At 47.6% G+C, this 15,815-nt stretch carries 13 protein-coding genes; 9 read left to right on the top strand and 4 right to left on the bottom strand.

Annotated elements, in window-relative coordinates; translation table 11 throughout:
- Nucleotides 1-31 precede the first annotated feature (31 nt).
- From cas5b to AWB54_RS07605, 4 genes are read right to left on the bottom strand one after another with little or no spacing between them, the layout of a single operon-like run.
- Nucleotides 32-772: a type I-B CRISPR-associated protein Cas5b gene (gene cas5b / locus AWB54_RS07620; RefSeq protein WP_061214014.1), complete on the bottom strand. Its 741-nt coding sequence runs from the start codon at nt 770-772 to the stop codon at nt 32-34.
- Nucleotides 773-784: 12 nt separating this feature from the next.
- A complete protein-coding gene (locus tag AWB54_RS07615; protein WP_082736082.1) occupies nt 785-1,759 on the bottom strand; it encodes a type I CRISPR-associated protein Cas7 in 975 nt (324 codons plus the stop codon).
- Nucleotides 1,743-3,506 carry a hypothetical protein gene (locus AWB54_RS07610; RefSeq protein WP_061214012.1) on the bottom strand — a complete coding sequence of 588 codons (1,764 nt, stop codon included), beginning with the start codon at nt 3,504-3,506 and terminating at the stop codon, nt 1,743-1,745. The genes AWB54_RS07615 and AWB54_RS07610 overlap by 17 nt, the downstream gene beginning before the upstream one ends.
- A gap of 4 nt (nt 3,507-3,510) precedes the next feature.
- Entirely contained in the window at nt 3,511-4,203 is a 693-nt protein-coding gene (locus AWB54_RS07605) for a CRISPR-associated endoribonuclease Cas6 (protein ID WP_061214011.1), read from the bottom strand.
- Between the two features lie 650 nt (nt 4,204-4,853).
- Here AWB54_RS07605 and AWB54_RS07600 point away from each other — a divergent pair.
- The 9 genes from AWB54_RS07600 (at nt 4,854) to AWB54_RS07555 (ending at nt 15,813) form a co-directional block, all read left to right on the top strand.
- Nucleotides 4,854-6,167: a hypothetical protein gene (locus AWB54_RS07600; RefSeq protein ID WP_061214010.1), complete on the top strand. Its 1,314-nt coding sequence runs from the start codon at nt 4,854-4,856 to the stop codon at nt 6,165-6,167.
- Complete coding sequence (gene hisC / locus AWB54_RS07595; protein ID WP_061214009.1) at nt 6,164-7,267, top strand: histidinol-phosphate transaminase; 1,104 nt, start codon at nt 6,164-6,166, stop codon at nt 7,265-7,267. Before AWB54_RS07600 ends, hisC begins: the two co-directional genes overlap by 4 nt.
- 139 nt (nt 7,268-7,406) lie before the next feature.
- Entirely contained in the window at nt 7,407-8,426 is a 1,020-nt protein-coding gene (locus AWB54_RS07590; RefSeq protein ID WP_061214008.1) for a GNAT family protein, read from the top strand.
- A 350-nt stretch (nt 8,427-8,776) separates the two neighbouring features.
- Nucleotides 8,777-9,838: an XdhC family protein gene (locus tag AWB54_RS07580; protein WP_061214006.1), complete on the top strand. Its 1,062-nt coding sequence runs from the start codon at nt 8,777-8,779 to the stop codon at nt 9,836-9,838.
- Nucleotides 9,838-10,440 carry a nucleotidyltransferase family protein gene (locus AWB54_RS07575; protein ID WP_061214005.1) on the top strand — a complete coding sequence of 201 codons (603 nt, stop codon included), beginning with the start codon at nt 9,838-9,840 and terminating at the stop codon, nt 10,438-10,440. Before AWB54_RS07580 ends, AWB54_RS07575 begins: the two co-directional genes overlap by 1 nt.
- 227 nt (nt 10,441-10,667) lie before the next feature.
- Entirely contained in the window at nt 10,668-12,968 is a 2,301-nt protein-coding gene (locus tag AWB54_RS07570; protein ID WP_061214004.1) for a xanthine dehydrogenase family protein molybdopterin-binding subunit, read from the top strand.
- Nucleotides 12,965-13,435 (top strand): (2Fe-2S)-binding protein, encoded by a 471-nt coding sequence (locus tag AWB54_RS07565; RefSeq protein ID WP_061214003.1) that lies wholly within the window; start codon nt 12,965-12,967, stop codon nt 13,433-13,435. The genes AWB54_RS07570 and AWB54_RS07565 overlap by 4 nt, the downstream gene beginning before the upstream one ends.
- Entirely contained in the window at nt 13,432-14,274 is an 843-nt protein-coding gene (locus AWB54_RS07560; protein WP_061214002.1) for an FAD binding domain-containing protein, read from the top strand. Before AWB54_RS07565 ends, AWB54_RS07560 begins: the two co-directional genes overlap by 4 nt.
- Before the next feature lie 153 nt (nt 14,275-14,427).
- Nucleotides 14,428-15,813, top strand: coding sequence for an MATE family efflux transporter (locus tag AWB54_RS07555; protein ID WP_061214001.1), 1,386 nt, complete (start codon nt 14,428-14,430; stop codon nt 15,811-15,813).
- Nucleotides 15,814-15,815 lie beyond the last annotated feature (2 nt).

The following is a 15,815-nucleotide window of genomic DNA, read 5'->3' as shown; positions in this document are numbered from 1 at the left end:
AAAAACCATTTTTAACCTTCTGTGATCCAGTTTAATAAAAACTATATTGCCGGACACCATCGCTATATAAATAAGGGGGCAATTCATCCTCCGGAAGTGTACAATTGGTAAAAATATACCTCCCAAATTCGTAAAAGTTGTGCTTGGGAACCAGACCGGTGGGTGCTGTTTCAACAAATAAATACTGCGAAGGATCGCCTCCATCCAGGGTGTTAAGATCACCGCCATATAAAAATAATGAATCAATGCGTCCGGATCTTGAAGCAGACAGTTCAACCATATGAACATCACTTATCTGAGCCGGAAAATCATTGCGTCCCAGATAGGGGATATAGACACATTGTCCCTGCAACATATAGTCGCATAGTTTATCCCACATCGAAGCATCCAGTTCATGCTGAGCGAGAAAGATAGTCCAGTTGGGATTCTCCAGCCACTGCTCCCGCACCTGCAGATTACCACCTTCTTCTTTGGAGGCATAACCCACACTATTATTAAAATATTGAATCTTCTTACTGAAGTATCCATTCTTAGCATTGGGGACAACCGATACCAGTAGAGGCGAAAGCACCTCGTAAAACGAGGGATATAATTTTTCACCCTGACCATAAAGCTCGGCATTGCGGTAGCCGCTCAAGCCTATTACTGCACCCAACAAGCCCAGCAAAGCTACCTTGTGGATATTGTTGTAAGTAAAATAGACTTTGGCATTTACATCCGGTTGCCGAAAGCAAGCTAATGGCCCTGATAAGGTAAAACGCAAGCTTTTCATCAGCTACACCCCTTAAAATATTGAATTGACCGCACAAGGAAGAGAGCCATAGTTTACCTCCACGCTAATCGGATTATGGAAAAGTTCAATAGATTGAATTTCTTCCTGCTGTGGAGCAATTATCTCCGCCAGTTTACTCAGGTCGTATAAAGTTTGTTTTTCTTTTTTCCGCACTTCGACATACCTGTCCAAATTAGCCAGGAATAACTTGCTGTCTTCTTTCAGTTCAATAAAAAGCACCAACTCATTCTCGCAGCCGCTTTTAGAATTGGTGTTAAAAGCCGTGGTGGCAACCCTGGCCGCCCGCTTGAATTTTTCATAGGCCTCAATTGTATAACCCTCGAACCCATCGATCAGTCCAACATAATCTGCGTAGTTTGCAGGGTTTACTGAAAAGGAATAGACATAGTGCGCCTCATCGGTCACGATTTTGGTGCCGATGGATGTAGCCGTTTTGTCTTCGCTTTTATCATTGGGATTGCGAAAAGGCGAAAGTATGTCCTGAGCCAATACATTTGTTTTTTCGTAAAGGTTAAATCCCTGATTTATCTGTACTGCACCTGTAATGCTGATATTATGGCCAATTTTTTTCTTAGCTGTTTTACTCTCAGATTCGCTACCTGTAAATGTTGCGCCAAAATTCATAATATCTACAGTTGAAAACAAATCTTTAGCAACATCTTTAACAGTAAGATTTGCATCCCATATCTTTCCAAATAAATCTTCATATCTTTCAATCAAATCTTTTGGCTGAAGAATTTCCATCTCCTTATCTTTTTTACTCTTAGAAATTGTCATACTTTTGATATAAAAGACTTTATCACCTTCAATAAACCACATGCGCTTCATGGGGTATTTCAATGCTTTATCACTGCCAAAGATATCATTATTGGTGGTCGTCTTGGGATAACCGGACAAATCAGCATTAAAATTAGCCATGTAAGCTCCTACCCCGATAATTCCATATACCCTATTGTTCTTTATCATTTTTGTCATCCTCCTTGTCTTTATAATAAATAATGTTGTCGGCGGCAAAACCGTAAAACAATGCATCCAGGTTAATGGGTTCTTCTTTTTCCGGTAAATACGAAGAAACTATACTGAGCATATTATTGAAGCGAGGGTTATTAATATTAATATCGTGAGCATAACGCTGAAAATATTTCCGGCATTCTGTTTTAATATCTCCTGCATCCCTGGCAGCGGTTATGCCCCGCCATAACACATCATAATGCAGAGTTTGCGCCTGGCTTAAGCTGAAAAAATAGCGCAGGAGTTGTCCTGTCGCCAGATAGAATTCCAGGTCATTTTCACAGTTGGCCGTATCCTTAGTATTCAAAACCTTTTCCCTTAAATTAAGGTAAGCTGTTTGGATAGTTAAACCCATATCCTTTTCCTCCTCACGAAAATATTTCATCAATGAAAATCTTACATTTAGGGCATAGGCTAAAGCCGGAATAAACTCCAATTTTTGCAGCCGCGCCAGGATTACTCCCATGGTTATTTTGTCAACGCCGCTTTGCATAGGCAAGGAATAACCCTTGCGAAGCCAGGCTCGCATAGCCTCCCTTGACAACATTATTTGATTGGCCAAAGCTTGTGATAATTTATCTGTAACCTTAATATTTTCAACATCATAATTACGAAGCAGCTGAAAAGCATAGAGGTTTTCATTTATATGCGCCTCCACCGCACTCAACTTGTCCAATATTCCACCCTTATAATTGGATTTATTCAAACAATTGTCGAAGTAGTTGGTGAAAGCAATCGCTTTGCTCATTTTATCGCTAAAACTCGGCAGGAATTCGCAATCGTCTATAGTAAGATTGATGCCTCGTTCAAAATGCAGATATATCACCGGTTTGCGCACATCCACCTCATTCGCCACGAGCAGTAGCTGAGGAGCATGTTCCCAAACAGGAATGTAGCCATTGTATAGGGGCCTGCCTCCTCTCCCCTGCCCAAACAACCAGAGATATAACTTGCGCAGCAGTAATGCTTCCTCAGCGCTAATACGATACGGCACCTTGAAGGCAGTAGTCTTGTGTTCTAAAAAAGGTTTCTTGGCGTTCATTCCCATGTCGGTATTAGAAAGTCCCAATATCCGGCCTCCGACATTTACATTGCAACTGTTATTGTTAAATATCTTAGGAAGCAAATAACGCCCGCTTTCATAAACATAGGCCTCTTCCTCAGCATTCAGGAAAATCTTAATATAACAATTGTCCCTTATTCCCTCTTTTTTTATATACTCTGCAACCATATCCAATACAGAGTTAAATCGTGCTTTGCTGTAATTAACGCTTTCTTCCGGAAGGGACTCATAATATGCCGCAGCTAAGATCTCCGCAGTTTCTCTATTCCTGGGGTTCAATAGCGCACTGAAGTAACGGTCAATATGCTCCTGCAGTTCAGGGTGCACCTTGCCTTCCTGATAAAAAACATCACGCTTGCAAAAAAGAGTAAATAGATTATTGCTGTGAATTTTCTTCTTGGGGTCTACGGGTTTATTCATCTCAATCAGGCTGCTGTAAAAATCAGCTTTTTTAAACCATTCCGCTAAAGGATCGTTTTCGGCAAAATCTGTTTTTTTTGATACATAGATTTCGTTCATTGTATTATCATTATTGAAACGGATATAGAGGCCAGGTTTTAGCTGATAATTATCCAGAACCATCGTATCTACATCAAAATCAGGATGATTAACAAACTCGTTTAGCAAATCCTTTAACAATGCTTCACCTCCTCGCTATACAGTAGCCAAAACCTATGGAATTTTTTTCCGCTAAACCCTGAGCTAATACCGTTACCGCCAATTGCTGGGCCCATGGCTGAGGCTTTACCTTTAGCTGTACCTTGTGCCCCAGCAGGGTAGTCCCTTTATAGTTCACACCAATGGGCTTCCGATTTAGAATTTCTAATAATTCAAAAAACATTTCTTCTGGTTCAGCAAATTCGGAATTTATAGCTTTATATTTTTTCGCCGCATTGTTATGTAGTCGGCTGGCTAACAAACCAATGCCGTTTTCCGGCATCCAGCAAAGATTATCCACGGTGACTATAATGGGGGTAAGGCTTATTAATTGACTAATTTGGGGTTGGCTATATGTTCTAAGCTCGGTTGCTACTACCCGTGCATTACCCTGAGCCTGGGGCAGATAATTTTTCATTGCCAGAGCAAAATCCAGTTTTAGAGTACGCAGGTTAAAGCAGTACATCCTACCACGGCGGTAAATGCGATTAGGTTCCAAAGGATAGGGCATCGAGAAAACATACGGTTTGAAAATGTTCTGTTGATGCAATTCTTTTAGTGGTTCACTGAAAGTCATTCCATTGGCAATAAGCGCAGCCAAGCTGGATTGCACCTGGCGCACAGGTATATCCTGGTTAAATTGAATGGTGAATAAAAGCTCGTGAAAACAAAGGTTCATAATTTATCACCTCCTTTTCAATGATTATTAGTCAGTATCCAACTCTATATAAATTGTAACTCTAATAAAATCGTTGTCAAGCAAAAAATGGATTTGATTTCGATTAATACTTGGAGTAATATACGATAATAGTTGAATACATCTTAGAAAGCCGCAACAGTAATGTATTGAAATATGATTATTAGACAGTGCTGGTAATCAATTTGTAACCGTCACATTGGATGTTTTCTTCAATTTTATAAACCTTCACATCTAACTTGTTGCGGTCAATATTTAAAATCCCTCCTCTTAAAATAGAGTGCGGGATTTTTTTATTCGTAAAATTTAGCTAATTTCATTATTTATTATATAATTCTTCTATATTATCCTATAATATCCTTTCTTAAATATTAAAATCCTACATCAGCAATAGCTTTTTTATGGCTTAGTATTACTTGCTTTTTTGTAGTTGCGCGCCTGGTTAAAGTTTTTATTGTATTAACTTCCTTCCAAAAAGGATTTCTGGCGAATAATAGCGAAGGTTACAGGAATATTCTATGGGAGAGGATACCATCGCTTTCAGGGCCTTCTGCCGATAGAGAGCCAGGCAAGAAATGAGCAACCAATGACCAATCAATGAGCAAGACATAAGTGGGGTGGAATGCGTAAATATGGAAAGGAAAACACAGGATATATCAATAAATCTCCCTATGCACAGTCAAATGGCTCCGGTTATACTGGGGGCGGTAGAAAACTATGCCCGAGTTTGCGGCATGGATAAAGCGGATATATTCAAGCTGGTGCTGGCAGTGGAAGAAATCTTCACCTACCTGAGCGATACATCCTTGCCGGGTGAGATTATGCTTTTGCAATGCCGCTATTTTACCTATTGCCTGCAGGTGGATTTCATCTTTCCCCTGCGGAGCCTGAACCTCAGGGCCTTCAATCTTACAACAAAAGTGAGTGTGGATAACGAGCCATTAATGGAGGAAATGGGCTTATTGATTGCCTCCCGCTCCGTGGAGAAGCTGTATTTCTCCAGAATATACCCGGACAAGCTATGTTTGAGTATGGTCAAAGAAAAAACCTATCCCGAAGTGATATTACAACCCCTGGCAGACCTCTCACCTGCGCTGCAAACGATAATAAGGCCGGCTGAGCCTGAAGAAATCAAGGAATTCTGCCAGAACCTGCTGCAGAGAATAGCTGAATCTCAATATCCTTCTTTTTTCAACTACCCCGGGAAAGTGATTGATATGCTGGCCGGTGATGAATATAGTATACTACTGGCTTTTGACGAAAAAGACCATGTGGTTGGCGGGATCTGCTGGACCGGAAGCCAGGATCGGACGGTGGAGTGTTTTGGACCCTATGTTTTTAATGATAATGAAGCCACCGCACTGGCCCTGATGGATGAATGCCTGGTGCACATCGGCAGGTCCAATGTGCCTGGTATTATCAGCCGTTATGCCGAGAATGCCCTGTTGGCGTCTTATTTCGAAAAGCTGGGCTCTACCAGTGTTTATAAAGTTGGAGAAATGACCTCCCGGAAAGATGCTTATTATCGCCAGATAAATGAAGATAGCGGCAGCCGGGTCTGGGCCCATCCCGACATTGAAGGTTTTCTGCAAGAGTTTTACCAAGGCCTCTTCTTGCCCAGAGAAATCCGTTTGGTGTTGAGCCAGGGGGAAGAACTGAACCAGGAGTCGGTGTTTACTACAGAATTTGACCGGGGCCGGGAACAGGTTACCATTCGTCCACTTGTATTCGGAGAGGATGCAGAGCATAACCTCACCCAACATATTAACAGCCTGCAGAAGGAAAAACTCTTCAACATTTTCTTGGAAATGGATCTGGGTAAAGCCTGGCAGCCAAGTTTGACCCCTTATTTGCTCTCCAGCGGTTTTAAACCGTGCCTCTTGCTTCCTTATGCGGGAGACGGGGATTTATTAATATTCCAGTTCGAAGCCGGTGATGCTTTATGAATGTACCTAAGCTGGACAGATTGGTTCCTTCCTATATCAAGGGATTTGAAGCTTATATTCCCAGCAAACCAGACCCGGAATTGAAAAAGCTTTTTGGCTGCAAGCAGCTCTATCGCTTGAACAACAATGAGAATCCACTGGGGCCGCCCCCGGCTGCGCAGGAAATCTTACATCGTTTTGAAACCCATCGAGCGGCTATTTACCCCAGTGGCGATTCCTATTACCTGCGCGATAAACTGGCCGAAAAATATAAGCTGCACCCCGATCAAATCCTGGTGGGAAATGGTGCCAATGAAGTGATTACCTTTGCCATAAAAGCCTTCTGTGAAGCGGGAGACAATATAATTACGGCTGATAAAACCTTTGCCGTTTATGAATGGGTAGCTATTTTTTCGGGATATGAAGCCCGCCTGGTTCCCTTAAAGGATTTTTGCTTTGACGATGAGGAGATGCTGGCCCAGATAGATGCCCGTACCAAAATCCTTTTTATCTGCAACCCGAACAATCCTACCGGAACCTATTGGAACCAGGAGAAGCTTTGCCGTTTCCTGGACCGGATAGATGGAAAACAAATCGTGGTAGTCGATGAGGCCTATTGTGAGTTCGTGGAAAAAGAAGATTTTCCGGACGGTATTGCGCTTATCGAACGTTATCCCAACCTGGTGGTCTTTCGCACCTTTTCCAAGATGTATGGACTGGCCGGGCTGCGCATTGGATATTTGGCGGGCAGCCTGGAGGTGGTAAATATCATGCGCCGGGCCTGCGTGGTCTATTCAGTTAATACACTGGCTCAGGAGACTGCTCTCCTGGCCCTGGATGATCCGGAGCATATCCAGAGGACCAATACCCTGGTCAAAAAGGAAAAAGCCTATTTGTACCGGGAGTTAACCCGCTTGGGACTTCCCCTGGTCATGCACGAGGGGAATTTTGTGATGATAAAGCTTCCGATTAGCGACACTCTGGCCTACCGCCAACTCATGGCCTGCGGCGTGATGGTTCGCAGCATGACCGGATTCCGTTATCCCAATTATATTCGCATCACCATTGCCCAGCACGAAGCCATGGAGGCACTTATCCAGGCTTTGGAGGCTATACTCTGATGCGGGTCTTTGCCGAAATGAACCGCTGGGGTAGTATAACTACTTCTATTAGTCGGAAATGGCAGCGCCTGCTGTCAGATAATCCATAAAACTGAAGCGGGAGTTCAAAACCACCAATAAAAAAAGGGGGATTGTTACTATGGCTTTTAGGGAAGAGTACCCAGGCAGCAACGCCGGTATAGAAGTAAGACTAATGCAAGCTGCTGATGCAGCAGGTGTGGTTGAACTGTACAAGACGGTCTACGGGAATGAGTATCCGGTAAAAACGGTTTATGATCCTGCAGCTATTATTGAGCAGCAAAATAATGGTGAGATGTATCGCGTCATTGCCCGCAGCGGAGACAAAGTGGTAGGACAAACCGCGCTTTATCGCTCCACATCCCCCAATCCGGAGATCTATGAAGCAGGGCAGGGAATAGTCTTGCCTCTTTATCGCAATCAGGGAATTTTGGAGCAGTGCCTGGATTATGGGCATGAAGTGGCCTATCCTCAGCTGAATATAAAGCAAGAATGGGGAGAAGCGGTTTGTAATCATACCTTTACCCAAAAAGCCGGTACTCGTCTGGGAGCTTTTGAAACCGGAATCGAATTGGATTTGATGCCGGCTTCGTCTTATGTAAAGGAACAGAGCAGTCAGGGCCGGGTGGCAGCTCTGCTCATGTTTAAAATCTTTCAAGCTGCACCCCCGCAGCTTCTTTATTTGCCTGAAGCCTATGCGGATTCGCTGCATTATCTTTATTCGGTATACGATTTTGGACATAAATTCGCCTCCTCTAATTCCCTTCTTCCGGAGCAAGCTACCCGGGGTCAGGTAGAAATATATGCTGATGCCGCTGTAGCTCGTTTTACTTTGCTGGAAACGGGAAAGGATCTGGAAAATTATTTGCTGGAACAGGAAAGACTGGCACAAGCCCAGGGTTGTTCTGTTTTTCAGGCTTATCTTAAGCTGGCTAACCCGGCAGTTGGCCAGGCCGTAAACCTACTGCGTAAGCATCAATATTTTTTGGGTGGCATTTTACCCCGCTGGTTTGCTACAGATGGGTTGTTAATGCAAAAACTGCTGCATGAACCAAACCTGGAGGGAATAAATCTCTACAGTGAGCGGGCCCATAAAATCTTGAATATAATTATCGATGATAGAAATACAGTTCTCCTGTAAAGAATTATTAATACTCATTGGCTTGAATAAATATACCGCTCGCAGTCTTCGCATGGGCAACGCCTGCGGCTTGTCTCGCGGCTCAAGGGGTACCGCGCTAATCTCCCATCCTGGTCGGCAACCTTAATAGTGACACCCGCAGGGTGGAACACCAGGAGTACCCGCAGGGTGAAGCGCTCCCGCGACGTCCTGTCGCTCGCCCCCTTTCGCCTGCTCGCCTTCGCCGGGTGTTACATCCATGCTTCGCCAACGCTCGCTTCGTATATTTATACAACCCTTCTGCAACAAAAGGAATTTTTGCAGTGGAGTCAAATATTCAGTAATCAAATAAAAGAGGGGGCCGCTCCTATTTGTCCTATTTGATACCAAATAATGATCATAGCGATATTTTTACCATCCTGGGCTCTCTGGAGCAAGGGGAAGACCTGCTTATTATCACCATACTCAGCCGCCAGGGTTCTACCCCCCGCCCGCAGGGAACACGGATGTTAATTACCTCCGCGGGCCAACAGATAGGTACTATCGGGGGTGGAATGCTTGAAGCCGAGATAGTCCGGGCCGGGCGTAAGGTCTTGCAAGAAGCCCGCAAGCCCCAGGTATTGCATTTTAGCAGTGAAGCCCGAGGAAACAGCGTACCTTACATGATATGTGGCGGCTCGCTGCAAGTCCTGCTGGAATACCTGCCTGCTGATAGTTATCACCTGAAGCTCTGGCAGGACGCCTTAGATTGTTATGAAAAACCGCAAAATCTCTATATGTTCATCCCTCTGCCCACAGACAGCGATAATCAACCAGCACCGCGTTTTTTTATACAAGAGGATGGCATAGTGTGTGGTGATTGCCCCCAAATTAACCCGGATAAGCTGCGGGAAATGCTGCCCCGGCTTAAGCAGGCACAAGTTATTAACATCGATAAGCAGGCCTTCCTGCTGGAACCTCATACTGTACCGGCGGCTTTTTACATCTTTGGCGCCGGTCATATAGCCAGTGAGCTAGCCCCTTTAGCCGTTCATTTGGGTTTTGCGGTATCAGTACTGGATGATCGGGCCGTATATTTGGACGGGGCAGCCTTTGAGCATACCCGGACGATATTAGTGCCTGGCTTCGAGGATTGCCTGCAAGATATTAAGGTTGATGAAAACACTTATTTATTGATTATGACCCGCGATCATCAATACGATCAGGCAGTTCTTGCCCAGCTTTTACGAACTCCGGCCTGTTATACCGGCATGGTTGGCAGTCGGCGCAAACGAGATACTATCTTTAAATCCTTGATGGAGCAAGGTTTTTTAGCGGAAGAGCTGCAAAAGGTGACCTGCCCGGCAGGCCTGGAGATAGGGGCTGACAGCCCGGCGGAAATTGCCATCAGCATCATGGCGCAAATCATTCACTTGCGCTCCGGGAGGAAATAATGACCGATAAAATAAAGGCCATAGTGCTGGCAGCCGGCTATTCTTCCCGCATGACAAGCATGAAAGCACTGCTGCCTCTGGGAGAAACTACCGTACTGGAAAGGGTGGCCGCTGCTTTTCGGCAAGCAGGCATTACGGATATCAGAGTTGTCACCGGCTACCGGCGGGAATTGTTCCTGCCCCTCTTGCAAAAACTGGTGCTCAGGGAAATCTATAATCCTTTTTATGCAGAAGGCATGTTTTCATCGGTTCAAAGCGGCGTATCCAGTCTGGAACCGGGATCTGAAGCTTTCTTTATTATGCCCGTAGATATTCCGCTGCTTAAGGCAGCTACCCTGCAGACACTGCTAGAACATTTTGACCACAAGCAGGCTGAAGTGTTTCATCCCTGCTATCAGGGCCGGCGCGGTCACCCCCCGCTTTTGGCGTACAGCATGCGCCAGCGGATATTGCAGTGGGAGGGTGCAGGCGGGCTGAAAGGGCTGCTGCGTCAACATGAAGATAAAAGCGTTAACATAGCCGTCCCTGATAAGGCTATTCTTCTGGATATGGATACAGCGGAACAATACCAGCATCTCTTGACATTGGATATAACGAGGTAAAATAATGTCCCCCGCTTCTTAAATAGTGAGCGAAGCGAACATCAGTAGTGCCCGCAGGGTGCTTCTTTAATAGTGAGCGAAGCGAACATCAGTAGTGCCCGCAGAGTGCTTCTTTAAGCGGTCGCCTATTAACAAAACAGGCGGGTTCTAATCCCCGCCTCGTTGCAGCGCTGTGTTGAAACTGCTTAAGCAGCTTTTTTCGATGCTTAAAAGGAGGGAGTCCTTGGATGACAACTTATGCAAGCCCTATCGGCAGCAGTCTGAAGCGGGTTGATGGGCCTGGAAAAATATCTGGCTTGGAAAAATATGCGGCCGATTACTATCCGGATAATTTTCTCTGGGCCGGGGCTAAACGCTCGGATCATCCTCATGCCCTGATCAAGGAAATAGATATTTCCCCGGTGCGCAATCTCCCGGGCATCTTTGCCGTACTGACCCATGAAGATATAAAAGGCGCCAACCGGGTGGGGGTGCCGGAAATGGATCAACCGGTACTCGCCGACCGCAAGGTACGCTATAAAGGAGATCCGGTAGTGCTGGTGCTGGCAGAGAATAAAACAGTACTGCAGGAAGCCATAGATAAAATTGTCATTAAATATGAACCACTGCCGGCGGTCTTTGATCCGGAAGCAGCCCTGGCGGAGAACGCACCGCTGCTGCATGAAAACCGCAATGATAAAAACCTCCTGCTGGGCGGCAGAGTTGTACGCGGGAACAGCATAGCCGCTATGAGCGAGTGTGACGCTGTGGCAGAGGCTGATTTTCAACTGCCCTGGCAGGAACACGCTTACCTGGAAACCGAGGCCGGGGTCGCCCGGGTCGATGAAGAGGGTATCCTGGCAATCATCGCCTCCACCCAGACCCCCTGGCGGGATAGAAATGAGCTGGCTTATGCCCTGGGTTGGCCGCTTGATAAAATCCGGGTAATAGCCCCCTACCTGGGAGGCGGCTTCGGGGGCAAGGATGGGATAACGGTGCAAGGATTGCTGGGACTGGCAGCACTACATAGCGGAGGACGTCCGGTCAAAATGTGGAATTCGCGGGAGGAGAGTTTTCTATCTTCCACCAAACGGCATCCCGGACGGGTTCACTATGAACTGGGCTGTAAAAAAGATGGGACACTGTACGCCATGAACTGCCGAATCGTGCTGGACACCGGTGCTTATGCTTCCCTGGGCGGGCCGGTACTGGCCCTGGCCATGGAGCATGCCGCAGGGGTCTATCGTATACCCCATGCTCTGATAGAGGGGTTCTCTGTTTATACCAACAACCCGGTGGGCGGGGCTTTTCGCGGATTTGGCGCACCCCAGGTTCTGGCCGGGCTGGAGCAGATGATGGATATCCTGGCGGATAAAATCGCCTGGGACCCACTGGCTTTCCGGCTCAAGAATGCCGTCATGCGTGGAGATGAAACGGGAGCTGGGGTGTGGATGAGCAATTCTACCGCCATCATTCCCTGCCTGGAAAAACTGCAAGAACACCCGCTATGGACCTCGCGCCAGGCCTGGGTCAGCCAGGCTCCCCCCTTTAAGCTAAGAGGCGTTGGTATTGCCGCCGGCTTGCAGGGAACCGGCTATGGTCCTATGGTGGCAGATATTGCCAATGCTAAAATTGAACTGTTGCCTGATGGTCGTTTTCGGATATATTCCGGGGTGGCGGATATGGGACAGGGGAACAATCCCACCAATGTACAAATCGCCGCGGAAGTTTTGGGACAGACAGCTGACTGCTTCGAATTGATTCAGCCCGATACCCTGCAAACTCTGCCTTCAGGATCTTCCGCCGCCAGCCGCACTACCTATTCCTATGGAAACGCCTTAAAGGCAGCTGCCCTCCAGCTAAAAGAACGCATCCTCACCCGAGCCTGCAATATGGGTATGGGCCTCTATGCTGAAGATTTCTTGTTGAGTTCCGGCCGGCTGAATCATCTCCCCAGCGGACGGGAAATCCCCCTGGGCCTGGTCGCGGCGAGTATGCGGCCCGAGGAGCGTGTTTCAATTTACTCCTATACGGCACCGGTAAACCGCTATCCGGATAAAATCAACCCGGACATACGCGCTGCCGGATTCCCCCACCGGGTTTTTGCCTTTGCCTGTCATTTGGCTAGAGTGCAAATCGATGAACTCACCGGGGAAGTGGAAATCAGCGATTACCTGGCCGCAACCGATGCCGGCAAGGTACTCAATCCTCAGCTTTATGAACAGCAGGTTCAGGGTGGTGCGGTTCAGGGCATGGGTTACGCCCTGTGGGAGGATTTTAAGCTTGACCGGGGAGAGCTTATGACCCGTAACCTGGCCACTTACATTTTACCTACATCTATGGATGTACCGGATATATTGAGTATAGCGGTGGAAAGCGTGGAAGAAAGCGGTCCTTTTGGTATGAAGGGAATCGGGGAAATCGTGATTAATCTCGCCTTGCCGGCGATTGCCAATGGAATTGCCCGGGCCGTGGGCCAGCATATTTTTAAAAGTCCGCTTACCGCCGAACAACTATTATTAATCCTGGAAAAGAGGGCAGCAGAATGAAGATTGCATTTGAGTTAAACGGGATAAAGCAGGAGATTGATTATCTCCCTGATCGCCGGGTGGTTGACCTGCTGCGGGAAGAACTGGGGTATACCGGTACCAAAGAAGCTTGCGGCTCCGGTGAATGTGGCGCCTGCACCATTCTGGTAGACGGTGTCAGCAAGCTTTCCTGCCTGATGCTTGCCGCCCAGCTGCAGGGCCGGAGTATTACCACTATCGAAGGGATGTCGCCGGGGAAAAAGCTTCACCCGATTCAGCAGGCCTTCGTAGATAAAGGAGCGGTCCAGTGCGGGTTCTGCAGCCCGGGAATGCTTATGGCGACCGTTGACCTCTTGCAGCGCAATCCAGCTCCGGACCGCCAGCAAATCCGTGCAGCCCTGAGCGGCAACCTGTGCCGCTGTACCGGCTATCAGAAGATCATTGATGCGGTAGAAAGCGCGGCAGCAGAAATGAGGGATAAGCTATGAGTCAAGTGTTTCTGCCCCATACGCTGGAAGAATTATGGACCATAAAGCAAGAAAACCCGGCTGCGCTTATCATGGCCGGAGGAACGGATTTACTGGTAAAGATACGCGATAGAAAACTGCCGCCTGCGGTAATTCTGGCTCTGGAGAATATAGCCGAATTAAGGCAAATTGAACGGCAGGACGGCGAAATTTGCATCGGCAGCATGGTTACGCACCAGCAACTGCTGGACAGTCCCATCATTCAAACCCAGCTTCCCGTCTTGCATCAGGCGGTTGCGGTCTTGGGCTCTCCGCCTATCCGTCATATGGGGACTATCGGCGGGAATATCTGCACAGCTTCCCCGGCGGGCGATACCCTGCCCCCACTTTATGTGCTGAATGCCGGCCTGGAACTAAAAAACGCTGCTACCAGCCGCTTGCTTCCCATTCAGGATTTTATTCAGGGACCCGGTCAAACCCTGCTCGGCAGCAATGAAATCCTCTATAAGATTCGCATTTCCATTCCCGCTCCGCATAGCCAGGGGTTTTACTTTAAAGTGGGCCAGCGTAAAGCCCTGGCGATTGCCATATGCAGTATGGCTTCCCTCCTACAATTTGCGGAAGATAAGCGCATTTTAGAGGGCCGCTTCGCCTGGGGCAGTACCGGCCCCACCGTTATGCGCTTTCCGGAAGTGGAAAATACTTTAATCGGGGAAAAGCTCAGCCCCATAATACTAGGCAGACTGGGGCAAAGCATGGCTGCTTTAGTGTCTCCCATCAGTGATGTCAGAGCCTCGGCAGAATATCGCCGCCTGCTGGCCAGCAAGCTGCCCTTGAAGATCTGGCAGTCTCTAATATGAAAAGGTCGTCAGTCATCGGGCTTCAGTCGAGAAGGGGATCTTTCCTGCTACATCTTACCATTCAAGCCCCTACTAACTCACTTTTCATCGTTGTTTGTGGCCTCTGGCCATGGGGATTAATAAAATTATAATACTTTAGGGGTGTTTAGATAGATGAATAATGAACCCTCAAGGCAGCTGGATATGGGTAGCGATCCTGTCTTTCGCGTCCTTTTAGCCCTGGCTATACCGGCTATGATCTCCATGTTCTTTCAAAACCTCTATGAATTCGTTGACACCATGTTTATCGCCTGGTTGGGTTCAGCTCCGCTGGCGGCCCAGTCTCTATCTATGCCCCTTTTTTATCTGGTTCTTTCACTGGGGAAAGGAGCACAGATAGGAGCCACCACCCTTATGAGCCAGGCGCGCGGTCAGGATAAGCCGGAAGAAGCAGCCAAATTATCAGAGTCGGCCCTGCCGCTGCTTTTGTTAAGCATACTGCCCCTGTTTCTTTTGTTGATCCCCGGACTCTGTACCGGCTTTTATCATTTCCTGGGGGCCCGGGGCCCGGTTTTGACAGAGGCCTATCCCTATACCTTCTGGCTGGTTTTGAGCTTTCCCATTATGGCCTATGTGATGATTGGCGAAGCCATCTCTATGAGCCATGGCAATACCCTGATGCCCATGAAAGCCATGCTCATAGGCAATGCGGTAAATTTGACCCTGGATCCTATCCTGATGTTTTACCTGGGATGGGGCATAGCCGGGGCCTCCATTGCCACCCTGATGGGACAGCTGCTATCAGCGGTCTATATTTACCGCCGGCTCAAGCAAGCCAAACTACCCGTTCCCTTGCTATACCTGCGTAAAGACATGCCTCTTTACTGGAAAAAGATAAGCCATTTAGGCATCTTCGTTACTATTTCTCAACTGGTCAGCCCCCTGGGTCTTTCCCTGCTGAATGCGGTACTGGCATCCTTTGGGCCTGCGGCTATAGGCGCCTGGAACATTATGGCCCGCCTGGAAATGATGGGCCTGCTTCCCCTTTACGGCATGGCGGGAGCCTTGATCCCTTATGTAGCCTTTAACTACGGGCAAGAAAACTGGGAGCGCATTCGCAGCGGGGTGCGCATCTTTCTCCTGGGAACGGGGCTGATTATTCTGCCCATTATGGCCGTTCTGATCCTGGGAGCTCCCTGGTTGGTGCTGCCCTTCCGCTCCGATGCCCAGGTCACCGAACTGGCCATGCATGCCATACGCATAGCCGCCCTAGCCCATATTTTTGCCCCGCTGGAACTGGCTTTATTTGGTACAGCACAAGGCCTGAAACGGCCCTGGTATTCACTGTTCACTTCTATTGCCCGCTTGCTCGTTTTTCGCTGCCCGCTGGCGGTATTTTTTGCTTCCTTCTGGGGCGTTACCGGTGTCTATTGGAGCCAACCACTGGCCGTAGCTTTATCCGGTATACTCTCCGGCATATTGTTATGGAGGTTATTAACAGGCCAGGTTTTTCAGTCCAGGCTGCCCCGGGATGAAGAAATGAATTACAGCGAAATTTAAAA

It is taken from the genome of Syntrophomonas wolfei subsp. methylbutyratica, from assembly GCF_001570625.1.
GTDB lineage: Bacteria > Bacillota > Syntrophomonadia > Syntrophomonadales > Syntrophomonadaceae > Syntrophomonas > Syntrophomonas methylbutyratica.
This window is presented reverse-complemented; position numbering and strand designations above follow the sequence as displayed.